Origin of the sequence: Nonomuraea sp. NPDC050383, from assembly GCF_044459125.1 — a bacterium.
Taxonomy (GTDB): Bacteria; Actinomycetota; Actinomycetes; order Streptosporangiales; family Streptosporangiaceae; genus Nonomuraea.
This window is the reverse complement of record NZ_JBITIP010000002.1, coordinates 152,159-173,549: the sequence shown is the minus strand read 5'-3', so window position 1 is coordinate 173,549 and position 21,391 is coordinate 152,159. Positions and strand designations below refer to the sequence as shown.

Here is a 21,391-nt window from a genome sequence, read left to right as displayed (position 1 = left end):
CAAGTATGCGATCTCCGCCGGGCGGCACTCGAACACGCATGCTAAAAGCCGTCCGGGTGTTGGTACGATGCCTGGCATCGGCAAGCTTCAGCCAACCGGCGCGGGGAGGCGCCTGTGCCATCATCTCCAGGGGCGCACCACGCCCTTGCCCCCACCGCACGCACCGCCGCACGGACCCCTGGCCGTCATCGCACCGCGACCAGGGCGCCCCGCGCCGGCACCGCACCCGCCGATCCGGCCCTTCTCCATCGAGCCGACGGCTACGGTTACAGCACAAGGACAGAAGGAGGATGCGCTTCCCCCTCGGCGCGACGGCCGAGGTAGCCGCGCAGCACAAGATGGCCCGACGCACGACTGCACCCCCGCCTGAGGACTTCGAGGAGCGGATCGTCGACATCGACGTGTCCTCGGAGATGCGCACCAGCTTCCTCGAGTACGCCTACTCGGTCATCTACCAGCGGGCGCTGCCCGACGCCCGCGACGGCCTCAAGCCGGTGCAGCGGCGCATCCTCTACTCGATGAGCGAGATGGGCCTGCGCCCCGACCGCGGGCACGTCAAGTCCTCGCGCGTCGTCGGCGACGTCATGGGCAAGCTCCACCCGCACGGCGACACCGCGATCTACGACGCGGTCGTCCGGCTGGCGCAGCCGTTCTCCATGCGCCTGCCCCTGGTGGACGGCCACGGCAACTTCGGCTCCCCCGACGACATGCCGGCCGCCATGCGTTACACCGAGGCCCGCCTCGCGCCGGCCGCGATGCTCATGGTCGAGTCGCTCGACGAGGACACGGTCGACTTCAAGCCCAACTACGACGGCCAGGAGACAGAGCCCACGGTCATGCCGTCGGCGTTCCCCAACCTGCTGGTCAACGGCACCACCGGCATCGCCGTCGGCATGGCCACCAACATGGCGCCGCACAACCTCGTCGAGGTCGTGGCCGCCGCCCGCCACCTGATCAAGAAGCCGGACGCGACGCTCGACGACCTCATGCGCTTCGTGCCGGGGCCCGACCTGCCGACGGGCGGCATGATCATCGGCCTGCAGGGCATCCGCGACGCCTACGAGAGCGGCCGCGGCACGTTCCGCATGCGCGCCAAGTGCGTGGTCGAGCAGATCACCCCGCGCCGCAAGGGCATCGTCGTCACCGAGCTGCCGTACAACGTCGGCCCCGAGCGCGTCGTCGCCAAGATCAAGGAGCTGGTCAACGCCAAGAAGCTCCAGGGCATCGCCGACCTCAAGGACCTCACCGACCGGCACAAGGGCCTGCGCCTGGTCATCGAGGTCAAGAACGGCTTCATCCCCGAGGCGGTGCTGGAGGAGCTCTACCGGCTCACGCCGATGGAGGAGACGTTCGGCATCAACAACGTCGCCCTCGTCGACGGCGAGCCGCGCACCCTCGGCCTGCGCCAGCTGCTGAGCGTCTACGTCGACCACCGCCTGGAGGTCGTGCGCCGCCGCTCCGAGTTCCGCCGCCGCAAGCGCGAGGAGCGCCTGCACCTGGTCGACGGCCTGATCGTCGCGCTGCTCAACATCGACGAGGTCATCCAGGTCATCCGCTCCTCCGACGACTCCGCGCAGGCGCGCAGCCGCCTCATGGAGGTCTTCGACCTGACCGACATCCAGGCCGCGTACATCCTCGACACGCCGCTGCGCCGCCTGACCCGCTACGACAAGCTGGAGCTGGACCGCGAGAAGGAGACGCTGACCGAGGAGATCGCCGAGCTGACCGGCATCCTGTCGTCGGAGACGCGGCTGCGCCAGGTGGTCTCGGCCGAGCTGGCCGACGTGGCCAAGAAGTACGGCACGCCGCGCCGCACCGTGCTGCTGGAGTCGTCCGGCACCCCGCGCACCGCCACGGTGGAGCTGCAGGTGGCCGACGAGCCGTGCCTGGCGCTGCTGTCGTCCACCGGCCTGCTGGCCCGCACCACCGACGCCTCACCGCTGGCGGAGGAGGGCGAGCGGGCCTCCCACGACGTCCTGGTGTCGGTCGTGCGTACGTCCGCCCGGGGCGAGATCGGGCTCGTCACGTCGCTGGGCCGGCTCCTCCGGGTCCAGGTCGTCGACCTGCCCATCCTGCCGCCCACGGCCTCGCCGCCGTCGCTGTCCGGCGGCCATCCGGTGTCCGACTTCGTGACGCTCGGCCCCGACGAGACGGTGGTCGGCCTCGGCGCGCTCGACCCCGACGGGCCGGGCCTGGCGCTCGGCACCGCGCAGGGCGTCGTCAAGCGGGTGGTGCCCGACTATCCGGCCAACCGCGACGACTTCGAGGTGATCACCCTGAAGGAGGGCGACACCGTGGTGGGCGCGGCCGAGCTGGAGTCGGAGGACCACGACCTCGTGTTCATCACCTCCGACGCGCAGCTCCTGCGCTTCCAGGCGTCGCTGGTACGCCCGCAGGGACGGCCCGCGGGCGGCATGGCCGGCATCCGGCTCGACGGGGCGGCCCGGGTGATCTGGTTCGGCGTGGTGGACGCGGAGCGTCCCTCCCAGGTCGTGACCGTCGCCGGGTCGTCCACCGCCCTGCCCGGCACCCAGGTGGGCGGCGGCAAGGTGTCCGACTACGCCGAGTTCCCCGCCAAGGGGCGGGCCACGGGCGGCGTGCGGGCGCAGCGGTTCCTGAAGGGCGAGGACGTGCTGCTGCTGGCCTGGGCCGGTCCCGCGCCCGCCAAGGCGGTGTCGTCGTCGGGCAAGCCCGTCCCGCTGCCCGAAGAGGTCGGCCGCCGCGACGGCTCGGGCGTCCGCCTCACGCACACGATCGGCGCGGTCGGCGGCGCCCTGGGCGCGACCGGCCCGGTGACGGCGGCCTCGGCCGCGGCGGTGGCTCCCGACGGCTCGGTCCCCCTGGAAGGCTCCGTGGCCCTGGACGCCTCGATGGTGGCCGACGGACCTCCCGCGCCGAACGGCTCCACCCCCCTGGAGGAGCAGCGGCCCCCACGGGGACGCGCTCCGCTCACCTGACCTGCGCGGGGAGGTGGTCTCCTCTCCTGGCCTGCGCGTGAACGCGGGTGTCCTCGGGCGGCGTGACGGACGCGGGCGCCTTCGAGGGTGCCCGCGTCCTCGCGTCCAGCCCGCGCCTCGCCCTTCGCGACGTCGTTCCCCGCACGGAGTGACGCTTGTCGTCCGCGGCGACACCGATGGGGAACGCGGGCCCGGAGGAAGACCGCGGCCTCAGCGGTCGGCGAGAAGCAGGTGGTCGATGGCGGTACGGAGGGCTGCTGTCGTCGCGGCGGGGTCGTCGAGGTAGCCGCCCATCATCGCGCCGTCGCGCAGCAGGACGAGCGTCTGCGCTGCCGCTTCGGGCTGTGGATGGCCGGTCTCGCTCAGCAGCCGGGTCAGGAGGGTGCGGAACCAGCGCCGATGCTCGGCCACGGCAAGGCGGACCGGATGACCGGGGTCGGGGTATTCGACGGCGGCGCCGATGAAGGCGCATCCGCGGAAGTCGGGAGTGCACACCTGGTAGCTGACCTGAGTGGCGAGCGCGGCGATGACGTTCGAGGGGTCACTGACCTGCTCGATCAAGGTGTCGGCGGTGGCGCGGGCCTCCTGATCGCGTTCCTGGATGTAGGCCCGGACGAGGTCGTCCTTGCTCGGGAAGTGGCGGTAGAAGGTCGCCTTGGTCACCTCCGCCTCCGCCACGAGCCGGTCGACTCCGACCGACTGGATGCCTTCGCTGTAGAACAGCCTGGCTGCGGCCCGCAGCAGCCGCCGGCGTGCGGGCGTCCCGTCAGGCGCCCTCTGCACCGAACGAACGGGCGACGAAACTGAGGCTGCGGGGCGCTTCGACGGCATGTGTTGACGGTAACAGAGCGGTCACTGCACCTCCGCAGGGATACAGAACGGTCTGTATTCCTCCGAGGGGAGGTGTGACGAAACCGGCTTCCCCAGCAATGACGACACGCCGCCGGGGCGCAGGGTCAGTGCGGCCGATCGAGCGCGCTGCCCCTCGCGGGCATCCCGGCCACCGAGCCCCGGCGAGTATGCGTAAGGTGCCACTGTGAATCTTGTGCGCAGCCTCTGCGTGGCCGCCGTCCTGATGTCAGTCGTCCTGATGTCAGGGGCGCCGGCGCCGGCGGCCTCATCTGCCACGTACCAGATCTGGCACTGGAACATCGCCGGCCACGCCTACCACCTCGGCTCCACGACCAACGGCATCATTCAGGCCATGGGTCGCTCCATCGGCGGTCGCAACCCGGATTTCGTTTCAGTCAACGAGATCTGCCACAACCAGTACGGCGCTCTGATCGACTACCTCCAGCAGATCGGCTGGCCGCAGAATGCGAGCAACTTCGCCCGCTATGAGCCGATGAGGCCCGCCGACGGCACCTCCTACTGCGACGGCACCGGCATCGGCCAAGCCTTGTTCAGCCGCTTTCCCCTCGGCGCCACCGAGCGGTACACCCTGCCGTACGACGGCTCGGCCCTGCAGCGCAAGTTGCTGTGCGCTCCCATCGCCGACAAGACGAGCGTGAAGTTCTGCACCACCCACGTGACGTTCGACCGCGCCTACCAGGCGGCCCAGCTCACCTACGTACGCAAGGTTCTTGACCGCTACCACGCTCAGGGCAACACCGCCATCATCGCCGGCGACTTCAATGTCCAACCCGACGACCCGCTGCTGGACACCTGGTACGACTCGAGCGTGGACACCGCGAACAACGCGCACAACAGCGGCTCGTATCACGAACTCGACGACCTGGATGCGACCTGTCCAGGTTGGGGCGAGCAGACCACGGAAGGCAGCCTCCCGCTCGGCTCCTGTGGCCAGCCTCGCAAGGTGGACCTCGTCTTCGCCGCCGCCGACCGGCTGGTGTCGTACTCGGCGGACTCCCAACCCATCGGCCACGTCTGTGGCGCCAACCGCGACAAGGCCTGCTCCGACCATCGCATCCTCAACGCGTTCGCCACGGTCACCGTCGCCGGCTGAGGGTGTGTCGGGTTGACGCCGATGCGCGTCACGGCCGGTCGGCCCCCGGGCCCGGTGTGGCGTCGTCCATGGGCGGGCCCGCCAGGGCGGCGGCGAGACGCGAAGCGAGCATCGTGACTGCGGCGCGCAGTTCCGGCCCACCCTCGACGCGGAAGGGGAACGGCATGTTCGGCAGCCATTCCTGCGCGTACATCGTCGGATTGCTGGTGCTGCCGACGAGCACACACCCGTCCCCCGACGGTTCGAGCCGCCCCATGGGCGGCCGGATCCAGGGCGCCACCTCGGCGAGGGGAGCGTCGAACACGACGCGCGTGGCGAACTCCCACCCGGTGCCCAGGTTCTCCTCCAGCGCCGCCACCGGGTCGAGGCCGTCGGGCGGCTCGAACGCGTGTGTGCTCCGCCGGACCTGGCGGACGCGGTCGACCCGGTAGGTGCGGATGGCGTCCGCGCGGTGGGAGTAGCACAGCAGGTACCAGCGCCCGTGGCGGACGACGACCGCCCAGGGGTCCACCTCGGCCTCCCACTCGTTGCCGGACTCGCTCCGATAGGCGATCACCACGCGCCGCCGGTCCGCGATGGCGGCCACGAGCGCGCTGGTGGTGGCGGGATCCGGACGGGCCGAGAGCCGGTCGGGCGCCGCCGACGCATGCTCGCGCAGCGTCGCCGCTTGCCGTCCGACACTCTCGGGCAGAGCCCGGATGACCTTGCCCAGGGCGGCGCCGACGAGGTCGCCGACGTCGGCGGCCGCCGGCTGGCCGTCGAGCACCGCCATGACCAGGCCAAGCGCCTCGGGCTCGGTGAAGGCGACCGGAGGCAGTCGCGTCCCGCGCCCGAGCCGGTACCCCCCATAGGGGCCGCGGGCCGACTCGACGGGGATACCCGCCTCGCGGAGGATCCCGACGTACCGGCGCGCGGCCCGCTCCGTGACGCCCAGACAGGCGGCGAGCTCGCCGGCCGTCACGCCGGGGCGGGTCTGGAGGATCTCCATGGCGCGCAGAGCCCGTGCGGTGGGACTGAGATCGGTCGGCACACGAGCACATTAGGAGGTCACGGGACGAACAGGAAGTAGAACGTCCGGAATCGGGCCTAGCCTGACGTCCTGACCGAGTCCCCTGGCAGGACCTCGCCGGAACCCGCTGAAGAAAGAGAACGATCATGGATATCCTGCTCATCGCCGGCCTGTGGCTCGACGGATCCGCGTGGGACGACGTCGTGCCCGCCCTTGAGGCGCTCGGCCACCGCCCCGTGCCGATCATGCTGCCCGGGCAGGGCGACGGATCCGCCTCGGCCACTCTCGACGACCAGGCGGCAGCGGTGCTCGCCGCCGTGGACTCGGCGTCGGGCAACCCCATGGTGGTGGGGCATTCCGCCGCATGCACCCTGGCATGGCTTGCCGCCGACGCGCGCCCGGAGCGGGTCGCCAAGGTCGCGTTCGTCGGCGGCTTCCCGGCCGCCGGCGGGCAGCCCTACGCCGACTTCTTCGAGCTGAAGGACGGCGTCATGCCCTTCCCCGGCTGGGGTCCGTTCGAAGGGCCGGACTCGGCCGACCTCGGCGAGGAGGCCAGGCGGGACTTCGCGTCCGCGGCGATCCCCGTCCCCGCGGGGGTGACGAAGGGCGTGGTGCGCCTGACGGACGAGCGGCGGTTCTCCGTCCCCGTCCTCGTCGTGTGTCCCGAGTTCACCCCTGCCCAGGCTCAGGAGTGGATCGCCGCCGGTGACGTGCCAGAGCTGGGCAGGGCCGAACACCTTGAGCTCGTGGACATCGACTCGGGCCACTGGCCCATGATCACCAAGCCGGCCGAGCTCGCCCGGATCCTGGCCGCGGCCGCCCCCGAGGCCTGAACCCCCGGCTGTACTCCCGCGTGGGGTTCGTCCACCACGACGAACCCATGTCCGCCGGCGAACAAGCCTTCTCGTCGCCCGCGCCCGGCCTCATCTGCAGGGCCGTTGTCGTCTCGGTGAGAGCCGCGGTCACAGCCTTGACACATGCGTTGACATGAACAGAACGGTCTGCGTATCGTCTGGCGCATCTACAGACCGTTCTGTCTCTCCCAAGGGGAGTCGTGACGAACCCGGCCCCGATCTGCAGATCCAGGACCTCCACGAGTTCCCCGGCCGCTTCCATCTGCTCATCGCCGAGGACGGCTGGCAGGACGTGGCCGACCACGCCCTCGACAGGGTCCGGCACACATGCCGGACATGAGCAGGATCGTGGCTCATGGTCATGACCACGGCGAGATCTCGCCTTGCGGTCCGCACTACACCATCTGGCTGAGCATCGGAGGAAATGTGCGTTCAACTGGCATTGTGCTGGCAGGCGTCCTGCTGGCGGGCCTGGTGGCCGTCGCACCGCCCGTGTACGCGGCTCCGGGCGAGGAACTGCACGCCCTGCGCACCGTCACCGGCCCCGGCGGTACCCAACACACCCACTACGAGCGTACGTACCAGGGATTACCCGTGCTCGGCGGCGACATCATCACTCACGGGGACAAGGCTCCGGAGAGCCGCACCCTGTCGACGCTGAGCGCTCTGTCCACCACACCCCGGGTGACCGGCCCGGCCGCCGCGGCGATCGCGGCCAAGAGGTTCCCGTACAAGCCGAGCGGGTCGCCGCGACTGGTGATCGAGGCGCTCGGCGACAACGACGCCGCCCGCGCGCCCGCGCTGGCCTGGGACGTCCTGGTCACCGGCACCCGCACAGGCGGCCTGCCGACGGCCCTGCACGTCCTCGTGGACGCCGCGACAGGCGGGGTGCGCACCACCTACGACGACGTACAGGCCGACCTCGGTCACGGCTTCCACTCCGGCGACGTGCCGCTCACCACCACCCCCGTCTCCAGCACGTCGAGCACGAGGATGCTGGCGGATCCGACGCGCGGCATGTTCGGCACCTACGACGTCGACACCATGCGGTACTTCACCGACCCCGACGGCGACTGGGGCAACGGCGGGTCCAGCAACGCGCAGACCGACGGAGTGGACGTGCAGTGGGGCGCCGCGACGACGTACGACTTCTACAAACAGACCTTCGGCTACACCCTCGTCAGCAACTCCGATTTCTCGGACGGGCCGAGCACCCTGAACGCCGGCGTGCACGAGGGCGACAGGCTGTCCAACGCCTACTGGAGCGCCCAGTGCCACTGCATGCGCTTCGGTGACGGCAACGGGGTCACCACCAACCCGTACACCTCCCTCGACGTGGTGGCGCACGAGGCCACCCACTCGGTCATCGCCCGCACGGCCAAGCTCGTCTACACCGGCGAGGCCGGCGCGCTCAACGAGGCCACCGCCGACATCGTCGGCAACCTGGTGGAGTTCCACGCCGCCAACCCCGCCGACGCGCCCGACTACCTGGTGGGCGAGAAGGTGTTCAAGGCCGGGCCGCTGCGCTACATGGACCGGCCCAGCAGGGACGGCGTGTCCGCCGACTGCTGGTCGCCCACCGTCGGCAACCTGGACGTGCACCGCTCCTCCGGTGTCGGCAATCACGCCTTCTTCCTGCTCGCCAACGGCAGCGGTCCCTCAGCCTGGGGCGACAGCCCCACCTGCGACGGGGCGGCCGTCACCGGCGTCGGCCGCGACACCGCCGCCCGCCTGTGGTTCCACGCGCTGACCACGCAGTGGACCCCGTCGACCAACTACGCCGACGCGCGCACCGGGATGCTCGCCGCGGCGACCGAGCTCTACGGTCAGTGCGGAGCGGAGTATCGCGCCGTGCAGGCCGCCTGGTCGGCGGTCGCCGTGACCGCCGCCGACCAGCCCTGCCCCTGACCCTGGTGGCGGCCCGCTGACACGTGCGCCGATCAATGAGATGAGGGGCCGGTCTCCCGCGGGAGACCGGCCCCTCCTGCACCGGAGCACCAGGGCGGGGGCCCCTGGACTGTTCCTGGGCGTCCTGGACGTCCGGCTGCTTCGGGGACCGGAGGCGTGGCCGGCCGGTCGTCAGTCGCGGCAGAGGCAGAACGGGTGACCGGCCGGGTCGAGGAAGACCCGGAAGCTGTCCTCCTCGCTCGGCTGGTGGTCGTGCTTGGTCGCGCCGAGCTCGATCACCGCCTTCTCCGCCTGGTCCATGTCCTCCACGGTCACGTCGAGGTGGAGCTGCTGGGGACGCTCGGAGCGCGGCCAGATCGGCGGCCGGTAGTCCTCGACCCGCTGGAACGCCAGCCGCTTCGGCGAGCCGCCGTCGGTGACGACCACCCAGTCATCCTCCTGATGGTCCACGGACCAGCCGAGAAGTCCCGCGTAGAACTCGGCCAGCATGCGCGGGTTGGCGCAGTCGAAGACGATCGAGCGGAATTCCGCGATGCCCTTCACCACACACCTCCGAGTCGGTTGCGACGCCCTTGCTACCCGGACATCGCCCCCGCACACCCCTTCTTCGGGCCGTCCTCAGGTGGTGCTGGCCGCGACGGACGGCAGGGCGAGGATCAGCTCGCGAGGCTCGCCGCCCTCCCAGCCGCGCACCAGCCGGGTGCCCTCCGGCCCCGGGTCGAACCCCTCGCGCCCGGACTCGCCGAAGCACCCGGCCTCCGCCAGCCGCTCGATCAGCGGATCGTCGTCCGCGAGCCCGGCCGCGTAGGCGGCGGCGTCGAGGAGCGCCAGCGCGGACCGCGCGTTGCGGCCCGCGTCGTTGGACTCCACCCGGTCGAGGCGGCGCCGCGCCTGGGTACGGAAGTACGCGGCGAGGGATTCGGACCTACTCACGGCAACCTTCTTCGGCAACTCACACTGAGGGCTACGACATCATCACCCATGGTGACAGCCGATGGGGGGAGGTTGGCCAACTCCCGCCTGTCGGGACCCCGCGAAAGCCCGCCGAAACGGCATGAGGCACTATCTCAGCATGAGTGAGTTCGACGACCTGCTTGCCGGAAACGCGGAATACGCGAAGGACTTCGCCAACTCGGGCCTCACGGGCCGTGCGGCACGCGGACTCGCGGTGGTCACGTGCATGGACTCCCGCATCGACCCTCTGGGACTGCTGGGGCTGCAGGCGGGTGACGCCAAGATCCTGCGCAACGCGGGCGCCCGCGTCACCGACGACGTCCTGCGCACTCTGGTCCTGGCCGTGTACCTGCTGGGCGTGGAGCGCGTGCTGGTGATGCCGCACACGGACTGCGGCATGTCCAAGGTGACGGACGGCGACGTGCACGACCTGACGCAACTGAACGGGGTGGACACGCGCAGCCTCGAGTTCCACACCGTCCCGGACCAGGACGCGGCGCTGCGCCACGACCTCACGCGCATCCGGACCACGCCGTTCCTGCCGAAGGACATGCCGGTGGGCGGCGCTATCTACGACGTCCACACGGGAAGGCTGATGCCCGTCTCCCTGTGACCGGCCGCCGCGGGGACCGCGCGCGGCCGTAGCGGGCCATGATGGTCGTCATGGTGAGAGTGGGAGCCGCGCGCGCCGCCGCGGCGCGCTGGGTGGCCGAGCACGCGCGTCCCGACCCCCGCTATCGGGGGGCGTACGCCGCCGGGTCCACGGTCGGCCTGCCGGACGACGCCGAGCTGCCGCCGTCCTCGGACCTGGACCTCTTCGTGGTCATGGCCCAGGACCCGCCGCCGGCCAAGCCCGGCAAGCTGCGTTACCGGGGCGTCCTGCTGGAGGTGAGCCATCTCCCCTGGGCGGCGCTGCGGTCCGCCGACGACGTCCTGGGCTCGTACCACCTGGCTGGGGCGTTCCGTACGGACAGCGTCATCGACGACCCCACCGGCCGCCTGCGCGCCGTCCAGGCACACGTCGCGTCGCATTTCGCCGCCCGCCCGTGGGTGCGCCGCAGATGCGAGGACGCCGTACGGAGGATCGAGGCCCGCGCCACGGCGCTGACCTCCCCGGCGCCCGGCGCTCCGCGGCCCTTCCATGAGCAGGTGATGACGTGGCTGTTCGCCGCCGGGGTCACGGTCCACGTGCCGCTCGTCGCCGCGCTGCGCAACCCGACCGTACGGCTGCGCTATCCGGCGGTGCGCGAGGTCCTCGCCTCCTACCGCCTGTCCGGCCTCTACCTGGAGATGCTGGACCTCCTCGGCTGCTCGCACCTCCAGGCCGAACGGGTCCGGGGTCACCTGCGCGAGCTGGCCACGACGTTCGACCTCGCGGCCGGCGTCACGAGAACTCCGTTCCCCTTCAGCAGTGACATCACCTCGGCGGCCCGGCCGATCGCGATCGACGGCAGCCGGGACCTGGTCGAGCGCGGCGACCACCGTGAGGCCGTTTTCTGGATCATCGCGACGTTCGCCCGCTGCCACGCGATCCTGGCGGCGGACGCGCCCTCGCTCCACCGGTCGCGGCTGCCGTCGTTCGAGGCCGCGCTGGCGGACCTGGGCATCACCTCTTCCGGCGACCTCCGCCGGCGCGCCGCCGAGGTCACCCGTTTCCTCCCCCGCCTCGCGCAGGCCACCGAGCACATCCTGGGCACGAACCCGGCCATCACCCCCTAGGTTCCATCGAGGCGACCCCGGCGCGCGCGGCGGCCAGCGCGCCCGCCGCGGCGCGGTCCGCGGCGGCGTCGTCCAGAGGCTCCCCGGTGTTGAGCAGGGCGTAGTACAGGGGCGCGGAGACGGCGGCGATCACCCGGTGCGGGTCGGTCCCGGTGGGCAGTTCGCCTCGTTCGACGGCGTCGGTGACGCAGCCGGCCCACTCGTCGATGCGTACGGCGTAGAAGCGGTGCAGCGCCCGCGCGGCCTGCTCGTCGCACAGTGAGGCGGCGATCAGCGCCTTGAACAGGCGCCCCTGGCGGGGGTCGGTGAGGGTCCTGACGACCAGGCGGGCGTTGTCGCGCAGGTCCTGGTCGACACTGCCCGTGCGCGCGCGGGGCAGGGACTGCTCGGCCATGTCGGCGAGCAGGTCGGCGGCGAGCGCGCCGGGCGTGCCCCAGCGGCGGTAGACGGTCGTCTTCCCGACCCCCGCGACCCGGGCGATCTCGGCGAGATCGAGGGCGTCGAAACCCTTCTCGGCCAGGGTGTCCCCCGCTGCTTGCAGGACTGCCTCGCGGACGCGGGCGGTACGTCCTCCCGGGCGGACGGCACCGGGTTGGGGAGCGGCGGCCATGTCGGACTCCTTCTCGCGAGCACTCTTATCGGGACCGTGGTTCCCTTACGGCAGCAGGAGTGCTACCGTTCTTGCATCTTAACGGAACCACAGAACCGTTTGCACTGGTGTACCCGAAAGGACGTCCCCGTCATGTCCACCACGAAGCCCCTGCCCAGGGCCACGGCGCCGGCCTCCGCGCACGAGCCGCCTCCCCGGCGGCTGACCGTCCGGCTGAAGGTCACGCTCGCGGTGCTGCTGGTCGCCCAGTTCATGCTGGCCGTCGACTTCTCGATCCTGAACGTGGCACTGCCCGAGATCGGTGACGACCTCGGCTTCTCCCTGGCCAACCTGCAGTGGATCGCCACCGCCTTCGCCCTGAGCGCCGCCGGTTTCACCCTCCTGTTCGGCCGCATCGGCGATCTGGTCGGCCGGAAGCGCATCTTCCTCGGCAGTCTCGCGCTCCTCGGCCTGGCCTCCCTGGTCGGCGGGCTCGCCCCGAACCCCGAGGTGCTCATCGTCGCCCGGGTCGCCCAGGGGCTCGCGACCGCCGCCGCGACCCCGGCCGGGCTCGCCCTGCTCACCACCTCTTTCCCCGAGGGGCCCCTGCGCCAGAAGGCCCTCGGCCTCAACGGCGCGCTCATGTCGGCCGGGTTCACCGCCGGCGCCGTCCTCGGCGGCGTCCTGACCGACCTGCTCTCGTGGCGCTGGGCCTTCTTCATCAACGTCCCCGTCGCGCTCGCGGTGCTCGCCGTCGCCCCCACCGTCATCGCCGAGTCCCGGCCCGCCGCGCGCCCCAAGGCAGACCTGCCCGGCGCGCTGACCGTGACCCTCGCGCTGCTCGGCATCGTCTACGGCCTGACGCAGGCCGGCGAGCACGGCTGGACCCACCCCGTGGCCCTGGCGGGCCTGCTGGCCGGCGCGGCCCTGCTGGTCGCCTTCCTCCTCGTCGAGCGCAGGGCCGCCCAGCCGCTGGTCCCGCTGCACGTGCTGAGGAAGCCCACCGTGGCGTGGGGCAACGTGCTCGGACTGCTCGCCTTCGTCACCGAGACGTCCCTGGTGTACCTGCTCACGCTGTACATGCAGAAGACCCTCGGCTTCTCGGCCCTCACCGCCGGGCTCTCCTTCGGCGTCCTGGGGCTCGGGACCGTGGCAGGGGGCCTGCTCGCGCCGAAGGCGATCGCCCGCACCTCCACCGTGGCCGTCCTGGTCGGGGGCGGGCTGCTGCAGGCGGTCTTCACCGCCGTCCTGCTCCTCCTCGGCGACACGCCGGACTCGATGGGACTGCTGCTGCCCGCCACCTTCCTGGGCGGCGTGGGCAACATGCTGGTCATCGTCGGCTTCATGGTCACCGCCACCACCGGCCTGCCCGACCACGAGCAGGGTCTGGCGACCGGGCTGGCGTCGATGTCGCAGCAGGTCGGCATCACCATGGGCACCCCGATCATGTCCGCGATCGTCACCGCGGCGACCGCGGGCGCCATGTCCGCCGGGGCGATCCTGCACGGCGTCACCGTCGCCGTCGCCGCGAACGCCGCCCTGGTCCTCCTCGGCGTCCTCATCGCCGTCGTCCTGAAGCGGAAGATGTCATGAATCTCGTCGCAGCTCTCTCGGCCCTGGTGATCGCACTCGGCTCGTCCACGGCCGTTCCCGGCCACGCCCACGCCGCCGTCGACCAGCGGGCGGACTGGCGGGCCGCCTGGACGGCCGCGCCGCAGCGGCCCAGCGCCGGGTTCGAGCCGAACTGGTCGGAGGAGGGTTTCAGCGGCCAGAGCGTGCGCCAGGTGGTCAGGCCCACCGCGGGCGGCTCATCGCTGCGGATCCGGCTGTCGAACGACTACGGGCCGTCCCCCGTACGTCTGACGGGCGCCACCGTGGCCCTCGCCGGCCAGGGCGCCTCGGTGCGGCCGGAGTCCGTCCGGCACCTCACCTTCGGACATGCCGGCTCGACCAGCCTCCCCGCCCGTGGGCGGCTCGTGAGCGACCCCGTACGGCTCGACGTCCGCCCGTTCCAGTCGGTGGCCGTCACCCTGTACTTCGCCGGGACCACCGGACCGGCGACGTTCCACTCGCAGGCGTACGCCGGCAGCTTCCGGGCGCGGGGCGACCACCGCGCCGACACCGCGGCGAGTGCCTTCACGCAGATGACGCACTCCTGGTACTACCTGTCCGGCCTCGACGTCACGGGCGGCGCGAAGACGGGCGATGCCGTGGTGGCCTTCGGTGACTCCATCACGGACGGGTTCGGCTCGACCGCCGACGCCGACGGCCGCTACCCCGACGAGCTGGCCGAGCGGCTCGCCGCCCTGGGCCGGCCCCGGCCCGTCCTGAACGCCGGCATCGGCGGCAACCTGGTGCTCAACGACTCGGCCTGGTACGGCGACCACTCAGCGGCCCGCTTCCGCCGCGACGTGCTCGACCAGCCGGGCGTCGGCACGGTCATCGTGCTGGAGGGCGTCAACGACATCGGCTTCAGCGAGTCGGACACGCCGACGTACAAGCCGGCGCCCGTGGTCTCCGCCGACGAGCTGATCGCCGGGTACCGCCGGCTCATCAGGCAGGCGCACGCGAAGGGCGTCAGGGTGGTCGGGGCGACCCTGCTGCCGTTCAAGAACTCCGACCACTGGGGTGAGCACGCGGCCGCCGTCAGCGACGCCGTCAACCAGTGGATCCGCACCTCCGGCGAGTACGACGCGGTCGTGGACCTCGATCGGGGCATGGCCTCCCCCGGCGACCCCGACGTCCTCGACCCCGCCTACGACAGCGGTGACCACCTGCACCCTGACGACGCCGGCTACACCGCCATGGCCCGCCTCATCGCCGACCAACTCTGAGGCGCCCACTCGAAAGGCCCGCACCCGCGCACGGGGTGCGGGCCTTCGAGTGACTCGCAAGCCGGCCGTCCGGGGCGGGTACGGAAGGCCTGCCGGTCACCCCACGAAGCGTGACCGAGCAACTTCCGATCACCCCACGAGCGGTGACCGAGCAGCGCCCGGCCACCCCATGCGGGCGACCCGGACGGCTCCCGGACGTCCTCATGGACGGCTGGAGCGGTCAGGCGTCGATGTGGTCGCGGTCGACCTCCGCCGCGCTGCTGACGATGAACTCGCGGCGCGGCGCCACGTCACTGCCCATGAGGAGGCTGAAGATGCCCTCGGCCCCCTCCGCGTCCTCGATGCGGACGCGGCGCAGGATGCGGTGGCGCGGGTCCATGGTGGTCTCGGCCAGCTGGTCGGCGTCCATCTCGCCCAGGCCCTTGTAGCGCTGCACCGGGTCCTTCCAGCGCTTGCCGCGCCGCTCCAGGTCGCGCAGCACCTTGTGCAGCTCGGCGTCGGAGTAGCAGTAGATGTACTTCTCCTTGCCCTTGCCGGGGTTGGTGAGCTCGATCCGGTGCAGGGGCGGGACGGCGGCGAACACGCGGCCGGCCTCGACCATGGGCCGCATGTAGCGGTGGAACAGCGTCAGCAACAGGCACCGGATGTGGGCGCCGTCGACGTCGGCGTCGGCCATGAGGATGACCTTGCCGTAGCGGGCCGCCTCGATGTCGAAGGAGCGGCCGGAGCCGGCGCCGACGACCTGGATGATGGCGGCGCACTCGGCGTTCTTGAGCATGTCGCTCATCGACGCCTTCTGGACGTTGAGGATCTTGCCGCGGATCGGCAGCAGCGCCTGGAACTCCGAGTCGCGGGCCAGCTTGGCCGTGCCCAGCGCCGAGTCTCCCTCGACGATGAACAGCTCGCTGCGGTCGACGTCGTCGCTGCGGCAGTCCACGAGCTTGGCGGGCAGCGCGGAGTTCTCCAAAGCGCTCTTGCGGCGCTGGTTGTCGCGGTGCTCGCGGGCGGCGATGCGCGCCTTGGCGGCGGCGACGATCTTCTCCAGCGCGGCCCGGAGCGGCTGCTTGAAGCCGCGCGGCGGGTTGGCGAACAGCTCCTTCAGCTCGCGCGAGACCACATGGGAGACGATGCGGGTGGCCGCGGAGGTGCCGAGGACCTCCTTGGTCTGGCCCTCGAACTGCGGCTCCGGCACGCGGACGGTGACGACCGCGGTGAGGCCCTCGAGGATGTCCTCCTTGGTGACCGGGTCGTCGCCGTTCTTCAGCAGGCGGGTCTCGCGCAGCTGCTCGTTGATCGTGCGCACCAGGCCGCGCTCGAAGCCGGTGATGTGGGTGCCGCCCTTGGGGGTGGCGATCACGTTGACGAACGAGCGGACGGTCGACTCGTAGCCGCGGCCCCAGCGCACGGCCACGTCGACGGTCAGCTCCCGCTCCACCTCGGTGGGCGTCATGTGGCCCTGGTCGTCGAGGACCGGCACCGTCTCGTGGAAGTGGCCGACGCCCTGCAGGCGCAGCACGTCGCACACGGCCTCGTCGCGGGCCAGGAACTCGGTGAACTCGGAGATGCCGCCGTCGAAGCGGAACTCCTCCTCCACCCGCTCCTCGTGGCGGCTGTCGATGACCACGAGCGTGAGGCCGGGCACCAGGAAGGCGGTCTGGCGGAGCCGGACGTGGATCTCGTCCAGCGACACCTCGGCGTCGGGCAGGAAGATCTGCTTGTCGGCCCAGAAGCGGACGCGGGTGCCGGTGACGGCGCGGGCCAGCCCGCCGCCGTCGCGCAGCCCGGACTTCTTGCGGAACTTGGCCGTCGGCCCGTCGCCGTCGAACACGCCGGGCACGCCCCGGCGGAAGCTGATCTCGTGGACGCGTCCGTCGCGGTCGACCTGGACGTCGAGGCGGGACGACAGCGCGTTGACCACGGAGGCGCCGACGCCGTGCAGGCCACCGGAGGCGGCGTAGGAGCCACCGCCGAACTTGCCGCCCGCGTGGAGCTTGGTGTAGACGAGCTCCACGCCGGCCAGGCCGCTCTTGGGCTCGATGTCGACGGGGATGCCGCGGCCGTCGTCGCGCACCTCGATGGAGCCGTCGGCGTGCAGCTCGACCTCGATGCGGGTGCAGTGACCCCCCAGCGCCTCGTCGACGCCGTTGTCCACGATCTCCCAGAGGCAGTGCATGAGCCCGCGGCTGTCGGTGGACCCGATGTACATGCCCGGACGCTTGCGGACCGCTTCGAGCCCTTCAAGCACCGAGAGGTGACGAGCCGTGTAACCGGCCTCCACTAGGGTCACTCCAGCTCCTCCGGGTTGGTCATCGAACACCTGTGCGCAGCCTACCGTCCTTCTCCTGCGTAGGCGTACTTGCGCACGTGTGCGCGTCCAAGCTTGCCATGCGGTCACGTTTGTCGTTACCAACGGCCTGATCGTCATTACTTTCGGACACATTCCGCTCTGGGCGTAGCGAGGCGGCGGTTGGGAACGTCCACGTCCGGTTAGATGTTGTTCCAAGTGACTGACGCCAGATCCTCGCTTCGGCGGGGGTGACCCGAAAGGCGATACGTGACTGGAGCTCTCGCCCCCGTTAAGCCGCTGACGGCCCTCGACCGCTGCGACCGTTGCGGTGCCCAGGCCTACATTCGCGCGACCCTGCCTGTGGGTGGGGAGCTGCTGTTCTGTGCCCACCACGGGCGTCAGCACATTGCGGCGCTGCGCGAAAAGGGCGCCGACATCCTGGACGAGTCGGCACGGCTCAGCGAAACCCCTGCAATTGCCCACAACGACGAGCGCTGACCTGCGCCCGTCGTGACGAGATAACCACATAACGCACAAGCGCGAAACGGCGACTCCGGCATGCCCGGGGCCGCCGTTTCGCGTTCCAGCAGGAAGCCGGGCAGCAGGGGCGAACACGAGCAGTACGGGCAAGCACCGTCAGCACGGGCAAGCAACGGCAGCACGGACAAGTGCCGGCAGCACGGTCGCGCACCGGCAGTACGGGCAAGGGTGAGGGGGCAGGGCGTCCGAGTCAGCGGACGCGGTAGTGGTAGCCCTGGCGGAAGGTGAAGCCCTCGCTCGCGTAGAGAGCCTGGGCTGTCTCGTTGCGGCGGGTCACCACCAGGTACGCCGGCCGCGACCCGCCCTTCAGCAGCAGGGCGCGGAGCACGCTGCGGCCCAGCCCGCGGCGGCGGGCCTCCGGCAGCGTGGCCATGCAGAAGATCCCGAGCGTGTCACCCTGCGGCACGGCGCGGCCCACGGCGAGCGGCACGCCGTCCTCCTCGACCGCCGCGTACCACGCAGGCACGCCCGCGCAGATCCGCTCGGCCGCCTGCCGGCCCTCGGCGTACCGGCCGTCCACGGCCCACCACGTGTCCACCCACGCCCGCCAGGGATGCTCCTCGATCCGCACCCGGTGCGCGGGTCCGGGCGTGTCGCCGGAGCGCGCCATGACCGCGGTCGGGTCCACCACCTCGTAGCCCCTGCGGTCCAGCTCGGCGTCGAGCTCGGGCACCGCGCCGGACCCCATCGAGAAGGCGGTGCGCGTCCCTCGTGCCGTGTAGAACTCCTCGGCGGCGCCGATGGCGGCGCCCAGGTCGGCGGGCCGGCCGAGGGGAAGCACCGAGTTCGCCCGCTTCGTCACTCCGTCGGCGTAGCGCAGAATCCAGTCGCCATACGACTGCCGCTCGAACGCGGGCCAGGCTTCGTGGACAAGTCTGTCGAAATCCATCAGCGCAGGCTATCCCCCCGACCACCCCGGACGGCCGAGAGGCCCAGGAGAGCCGGAGAGGTCGAGGGATTCGGGAGACGAGGCGGCTCGGGAGGTGGACGGAGCCGCCGAAGCGGACGGCTCCGATGCGGCGTGACGGCGGCTCGCCCCGTGCGGGTCAGCGGGCGTCTCCCTGGAGGCCCCCAGCCCCGTACGGCGGATGGGCCCTCCCGTGCCGTGCCGTACAGGATGAACCGCCCATGCGCGCCGTACAGGACGAACAGCCCGTGCGTGCCGTACGGGACGAACCCCCGCACACGGTGCCAAGCGTCCGCAGCGCCCGCGGAAGCGACCGCTGGCCTGGGCTTATAGGGTGTGGCATCGTGCTGATCCTGTTGCCGCCGTCCGAGAGCAAGGCGTCCGAGGGCAGTGGCCCGCCCGTCGGTGAGCTGTCCTTCCCCGCCCTCGACAAGCCGCGCAAGCGGGTGCTCACCGCGCTGCTGCGCGCCTCCAAGCGCCGTGACGCCCTCGACGTGCTGGGCCTGACCCCGGGCCTGGCGGGCGAGACGGCCAGGAACCTGGCCATCAGGACCGCTCCCACGCTCCCCGCCGCCGGCCTCTACACCGGCGTCCTGTACGACAACCTGGGCCTGGCCACCCTCGACGACGAGGCGAGGAAGCGGGCCGAGGAGGCGGTGCTGATCTTCTCGGGCCTGTGGGGCGTCCTGCGGATCACCGACCGGGTGCCGCCCTACCGGCTGTCGATGGGCGTCAACCTGCCTCCCCTGGGCGGCCTGGCGGCCTTCTGGCGGCCTCTGGTGGCCCGCCAGCTCGATCCCCTCCCCGGAGGACTGGTCGTGGACCTGCGCTCGGCCACGTACGCGGGCGCCTGGCAGCCGGGAGACCGCTCGGTGGCGGTACGCGTGTTCCGGAGCGGCAAGGTCGTCAGCCACATGGCCAAGGCCACCCGCGGGGAGATCGCCCGCGCCCTGCTGGTCGCGGGCGCCGACCCGGAGACGCCCGGCGAGCTGGCCGAACTCCTCCGCTCCCTCGGCCACACCGTCGACCTGACGGAGCCGGCCCGTTCCACCCGCCCCTGGACCCTCGACGTGCATCTGCCCTGACGCGCCCGAGACGCCGAGAAGCCCCGCACCGGGAACGGTGCGGGGCTTCTCGCGGCTGGTACGGCCGCCGGACGGTCAGTCCAGGTAGTCGCGCAGCACCTGGGACCGAGACGGGTGGCGGAGCTTGGACATGGTCTTCGACTCGATCTGCCGGATGCGCTCGCGCGTCACCCCGTAGACCTTGCCGATCTCGTCGAGGGTCTTCGGCTGACCGTCGGTGAGACCGAACCGCATGGACACGACGCCCGCCTCGCGCTCCGACAGCGTGTCGAGAACGGAGTGCAGCTGCTCCTGCAGCAGCGTGAAGCTGACGGCGTCGGCCGGGACGATGGCCTCGGAGTCCTCGATGAGGTCGCCGAACTCGCTGTCGCCCTCCTCGCCCAGCGGCGTGTGGAGGGAGATGGGCTCACGGCCGTACTTCTGGACCTCGACCACCTTCTCGGGGGTCATGTCCAGCTCGCGGGCCAGCTCCTCCGGCGTGGGCTCGCGGCCGAGGTCCTGCAGCATCTGCCGCTGGACCCGGGCCAGCTTGTTGATCACTTCGACCATGTGGACCGGGATGCGGATGGTCCGCGCCTGGTCGGCCATGGCCCGGGTGATCGCCTGCCGGATCCACCAGGTGGCGTAGGTGGAGAACTTGTAGCCCTTGGTGTAGTCGAACTTCTCCACCGCGCGGATCAGACCGAGGTTGCCCTCCTGGATCAGGTCCAGGAACAGCATGCCGCGGCCGGTGTAGCGCTTGGCCAGCGAGACCACCAGGCGGAGGTTGGCCTCCAGCAGGTGGTTCTTGGCCCGGCGGCCGTCCTCGGCGATCCACTCCAGCTCGGCGCGGACGTCGACCGGCAGGCCGTCGGCCTCGCCGCTGCCGAGCTGCTCCTCGGCGAACAGGCCGGCCTCGATGCGCTTGGCCAGCTCGACCTCCTGCTCGGCGTTGAGCAGCGGGACCTTGCCGATCTGCTTGAGGTAGTCCTTGACCGGGTCGGCGGTGGCGCCGGCGGCCGCGACCTGCGCGACCGGGGCGTCATCGTCGTCGTCGGAGAGGATGAGGACCTCGTCCTCGCTCTTCTCCGTCGCGGCCACGGCGGCGACCTCGGCGGCCTTGGGCTCCTCGTCGGTGTCCTCGTCGGTCTCCGGCTCGGCCTCGGCGACGATCTCGTCGTCCTCGACCACGATGTCCTCGAGGTCCTCCAGCTCCACGTCTCCGTCGAGCTCGATGTCCTCGTCGTCGTCGACGCCCTCCGGAGAGGTCGGCTTGGTCGTGGCAGGCCCGGCGCTGTCGGCCGCGACCTTCTTGGCGGCCGGCGCCGCCTTCTTGGCCGCCGCGGGGGCGGCCTTCTTGGTGGGACCCGGCTTGGGCGGGGCGGGCTTGGCGGTGACCGGCTTCTTGGCCGCGGCGGCGGGCTCGGCGGCCTCGGCCGCCCCCACGACCGCGGTCACGGTCTCAGGCTGCTGCTCTTTGGCGGCCGCCGCGGTCTTGGTCTTGACGGGGGCGGCGGTGCGGCGCTTTGCTGGTCCCCGAGACTTCTTCGGCGCAGCCGAATCCGCGGCGGTCACCACCACGGTCACGCCCTCTTTGCTGAGGTTCCGCAAGAACGCGGCGGCGTGTGACATGGGGATGTCCGCCTCCTCGAAGGCCTGGCGAACATCCTCGGACTCGAGGAAACCCTGCGAGCGCCCACGCTCGAGCAGTCGCTGAATGACGGGCTCGTTCAGCTCTTGTGGCTTCGAGCGAGTCGAACTTGCAGGCGACACGAACACCTCTCGAACGAACGCGTGGCGACA

The 21,391-nt window shown here is 71.3% G+C and carries 18 protein-coding genes; 10 read left to right on the top strand and 8 right to left on the bottom strand.

Annotation, left to right across the window (positions count from 1 at the left end):
* Positions 1-338 precede the first annotated feature (338 nt).
* Positions 339-2,957: a DNA topoisomerase (ATP-hydrolyzing) subunit A gene (locus ACIBG4_RS05515; RefSeq protein ID WP_397201232.1), complete on the top strand. Its 2,619-nt coding sequence runs from the start codon at positions 339-341 to the stop codon at positions 2,955-2,957.
* A 210-nt stretch (positions 2,958-3,167) separates the two neighbouring features.
* Here the strand turns inward: ACIBG4_RS05515 and ACIBG4_RS05510 are convergent, their stop codons facing one another.
* Positions 3,168-3,740, bottom strand: a complete 573-nt coding sequence (locus ACIBG4_RS05510) for a TetR/AcrR family transcriptional regulator (protein WP_397200816.1) — start codon at positions 3,738-3,740, stop codon at positions 3,168-3,170.
* Between the two features lie 277 nt (positions 3,741-4,017).
* On the opposite strand from ACIBG4_RS05510, the gene ACIBG4_RS05505 reads away from it, so the two are divergent.
* Complete coding sequence (locus ACIBG4_RS05505; protein WP_397200815.1) at positions 4,018-4,923, top strand: endonuclease/exonuclease/phosphatase family protein; 906 nt, start codon at positions 4,018-4,020, stop codon at positions 4,921-4,923.
* 28 nt (positions 4,924-4,951) lie between these two features.
* On the opposite strand, the gene ACIBG4_RS05500 is transcribed toward ACIBG4_RS05505, so the two are convergent.
* On the bottom strand, positions 4,952-5,953 hold the full coding sequence (locus ACIBG4_RS05500) for a helix-turn-helix transcriptional regulator (RefSeq protein WP_397200814.1): 1,002 nt from the start codon (positions 5,951-5,953) through the stop codon (positions 4,952-4,954).
* A 125-nt stretch (positions 5,954-6,078) separates the two neighbouring features.
* Here ACIBG4_RS05500 and ACIBG4_RS05495 point away from each other — a divergent pair, with 125 nt between their 5' ends.
* Together ACIBG4_RS05495 and ACIBG4_RS05490 are read left to right on the top strand one after the other, a co-directional pair.
* Positions 6,079-6,765, top strand: coding sequence for an alpha/beta fold hydrolase (locus tag ACIBG4_RS05495; protein WP_397200813.1), 687 nt, complete (start codon positions 6,079-6,081; stop codon positions 6,763-6,765).
* Between the two features lie 465 nt (positions 6,766-7,230).
* Entirely contained in the window at positions 7,231-8,694 is a 1,464-nt protein-coding gene (locus ACIBG4_RS05490; protein WP_397200812.1) for a M4 family metallopeptidase, read from the top strand.
* A gap of 171 nt (positions 8,695-8,865) precedes the next feature.
* Here ACIBG4_RS05490 and ACIBG4_RS05485 read toward each other — a convergent pair whose 3' ends face one another.
* Positions 8,866-9,237: a VOC family protein gene (locus tag ACIBG4_RS05485; protein WP_310711537.1), complete on the bottom strand. Its 372-nt coding sequence runs from the start codon at positions 9,235-9,237 to the stop codon at positions 8,866-8,868.
* Positions 9,238-9,312: 75 nt separating this feature from the next.
* The gene (locus ACIBG4_RS05480; protein WP_310711538.1) at positions 9,313-9,627 is read right to left on the bottom strand and encodes a hypothetical protein; all 315 of its coding nucleotides are present in this window, start codon (positions 9,625-9,627) and stop codon (positions 9,313-9,315) included.
* Between the two features lie 139 nt (positions 9,628-9,766).
* Between ACIBG4_RS05480 and ACIBG4_RS05475 the strand changes: the two genes are divergently transcribed.
* On the top strand, positions 9,767-10,261 hold the full coding sequence (locus tag ACIBG4_RS05475) for a carbonic anhydrase (RefSeq protein WP_310711539.1): 495 nt from the start codon (positions 9,767-9,769) through the stop codon (positions 10,259-10,261).
* Between the two features lie 50 nt (positions 10,262-10,311).
* Complete coding sequence (locus ACIBG4_RS05470) at positions 10,312-11,367, top strand: hypothetical protein (RefSeq protein WP_397200810.1); 1,056 nt, start codon at positions 10,312-10,314, stop codon at positions 11,365-11,367.
* Here ACIBG4_RS05470 and ACIBG4_RS05465 read toward each other — a convergent pair.
* On the bottom strand, positions 11,357-11,977 hold the full coding sequence (locus tag ACIBG4_RS05465) for a TetR/AcrR family transcriptional regulator (protein WP_397200809.1): 621 nt from the start codon (positions 11,975-11,977) through the stop codon (positions 11,357-11,359). The genes ACIBG4_RS05470 and ACIBG4_RS05465 overlap by 11 nt on opposite strands.
* A 132-nt stretch (positions 11,978-12,109) precedes the next feature.
* Between ACIBG4_RS05465 and ACIBG4_RS05460 the strand changes: the two genes are divergently transcribed.
* Together ACIBG4_RS05460 and ACIBG4_RS05455 are read left to right on the top strand one after the other, a co-directional pair.
* On the top strand, positions 12,110-13,549 hold the full coding sequence (locus tag ACIBG4_RS05460) for an MFS transporter (RefSeq protein WP_397200808.1): 1,440 nt from the start codon (positions 12,110-12,112) through the stop codon (positions 13,547-13,549).
* Positions 13,546-14,790 (top strand): SGNH/GDSL hydrolase family protein, encoded by a 1,245-nt coding sequence (locus ACIBG4_RS05455; protein WP_397200807.1) that lies wholly within the window; start codon positions 13,546-13,548, stop codon positions 14,788-14,790. The genes ACIBG4_RS05460 and ACIBG4_RS05455 overlap by 4 nt, the downstream gene beginning before the upstream one ends.
* Before the next feature lie 220 nt (positions 14,791-15,010).
* Here the strand turns inward: ACIBG4_RS05455 and ACIBG4_RS05450 are convergent, their stop codons facing one another.
* The gene (locus tag ACIBG4_RS05450) at positions 15,011-17,077 is read right to left on the bottom strand and encodes a DNA topoisomerase IV subunit B (protein WP_310711544.1); all 2,067 of its coding nucleotides are present in this window, start codon (positions 17,075-17,077) and stop codon (positions 15,011-15,013) included.
* A 267-nt stretch (positions 17,078-17,344) separates the two neighbouring features.
* Between ACIBG4_RS05450 and ACIBG4_RS05445 the strand changes: the two genes are divergently transcribed.
* Complete coding sequence (locus ACIBG4_RS05445; protein WP_357623466.1) at positions 17,345-17,575, top strand: hypothetical protein; 231 nt, start codon at positions 17,345-17,347, stop codon at positions 17,573-17,575.
* Between the two features lie 232 nt (positions 17,576-17,807).
* Here ACIBG4_RS05445 and ACIBG4_RS05440 read toward each other — a convergent pair whose 3' ends face one another.
* On the bottom strand, positions 17,808-18,506 hold the full coding sequence (locus tag ACIBG4_RS05440) for a GNAT family N-acetyltransferase (RefSeq protein ID WP_397200806.1): 699 nt from the start codon (positions 18,504-18,506) through the stop codon (positions 17,808-17,810).
* Positions 18,507-18,868: 362 nt separating this feature from the next.
* Here ACIBG4_RS05440 and ACIBG4_RS05435 point away from each other — a divergent pair, with 362 nt between their 5' ends.
* The gene (locus ACIBG4_RS05435; RefSeq protein ID WP_397200805.1) at positions 18,869-19,609 is read left to right on the top strand and encodes a YaaA family protein; all 741 of its coding nucleotides are present in this window, start codon (positions 18,869-18,871) and stop codon (positions 19,607-19,609) included.
* 75 nt (positions 19,610-19,684) lie between these two features.
* Here ACIBG4_RS05435 and ACIBG4_RS05430 read toward each other — a convergent pair whose 3' ends face one another.
* Complete coding sequence (locus tag ACIBG4_RS05430; protein ID WP_355449901.1) at positions 19,685-21,361, bottom strand: RNA polymerase sigma factor; 1,677 nt, start codon at positions 21,359-21,361, stop codon at positions 19,685-19,687.
* Between the last annotated feature and the right edge of the window lie 30 nt (positions 21,362-21,391).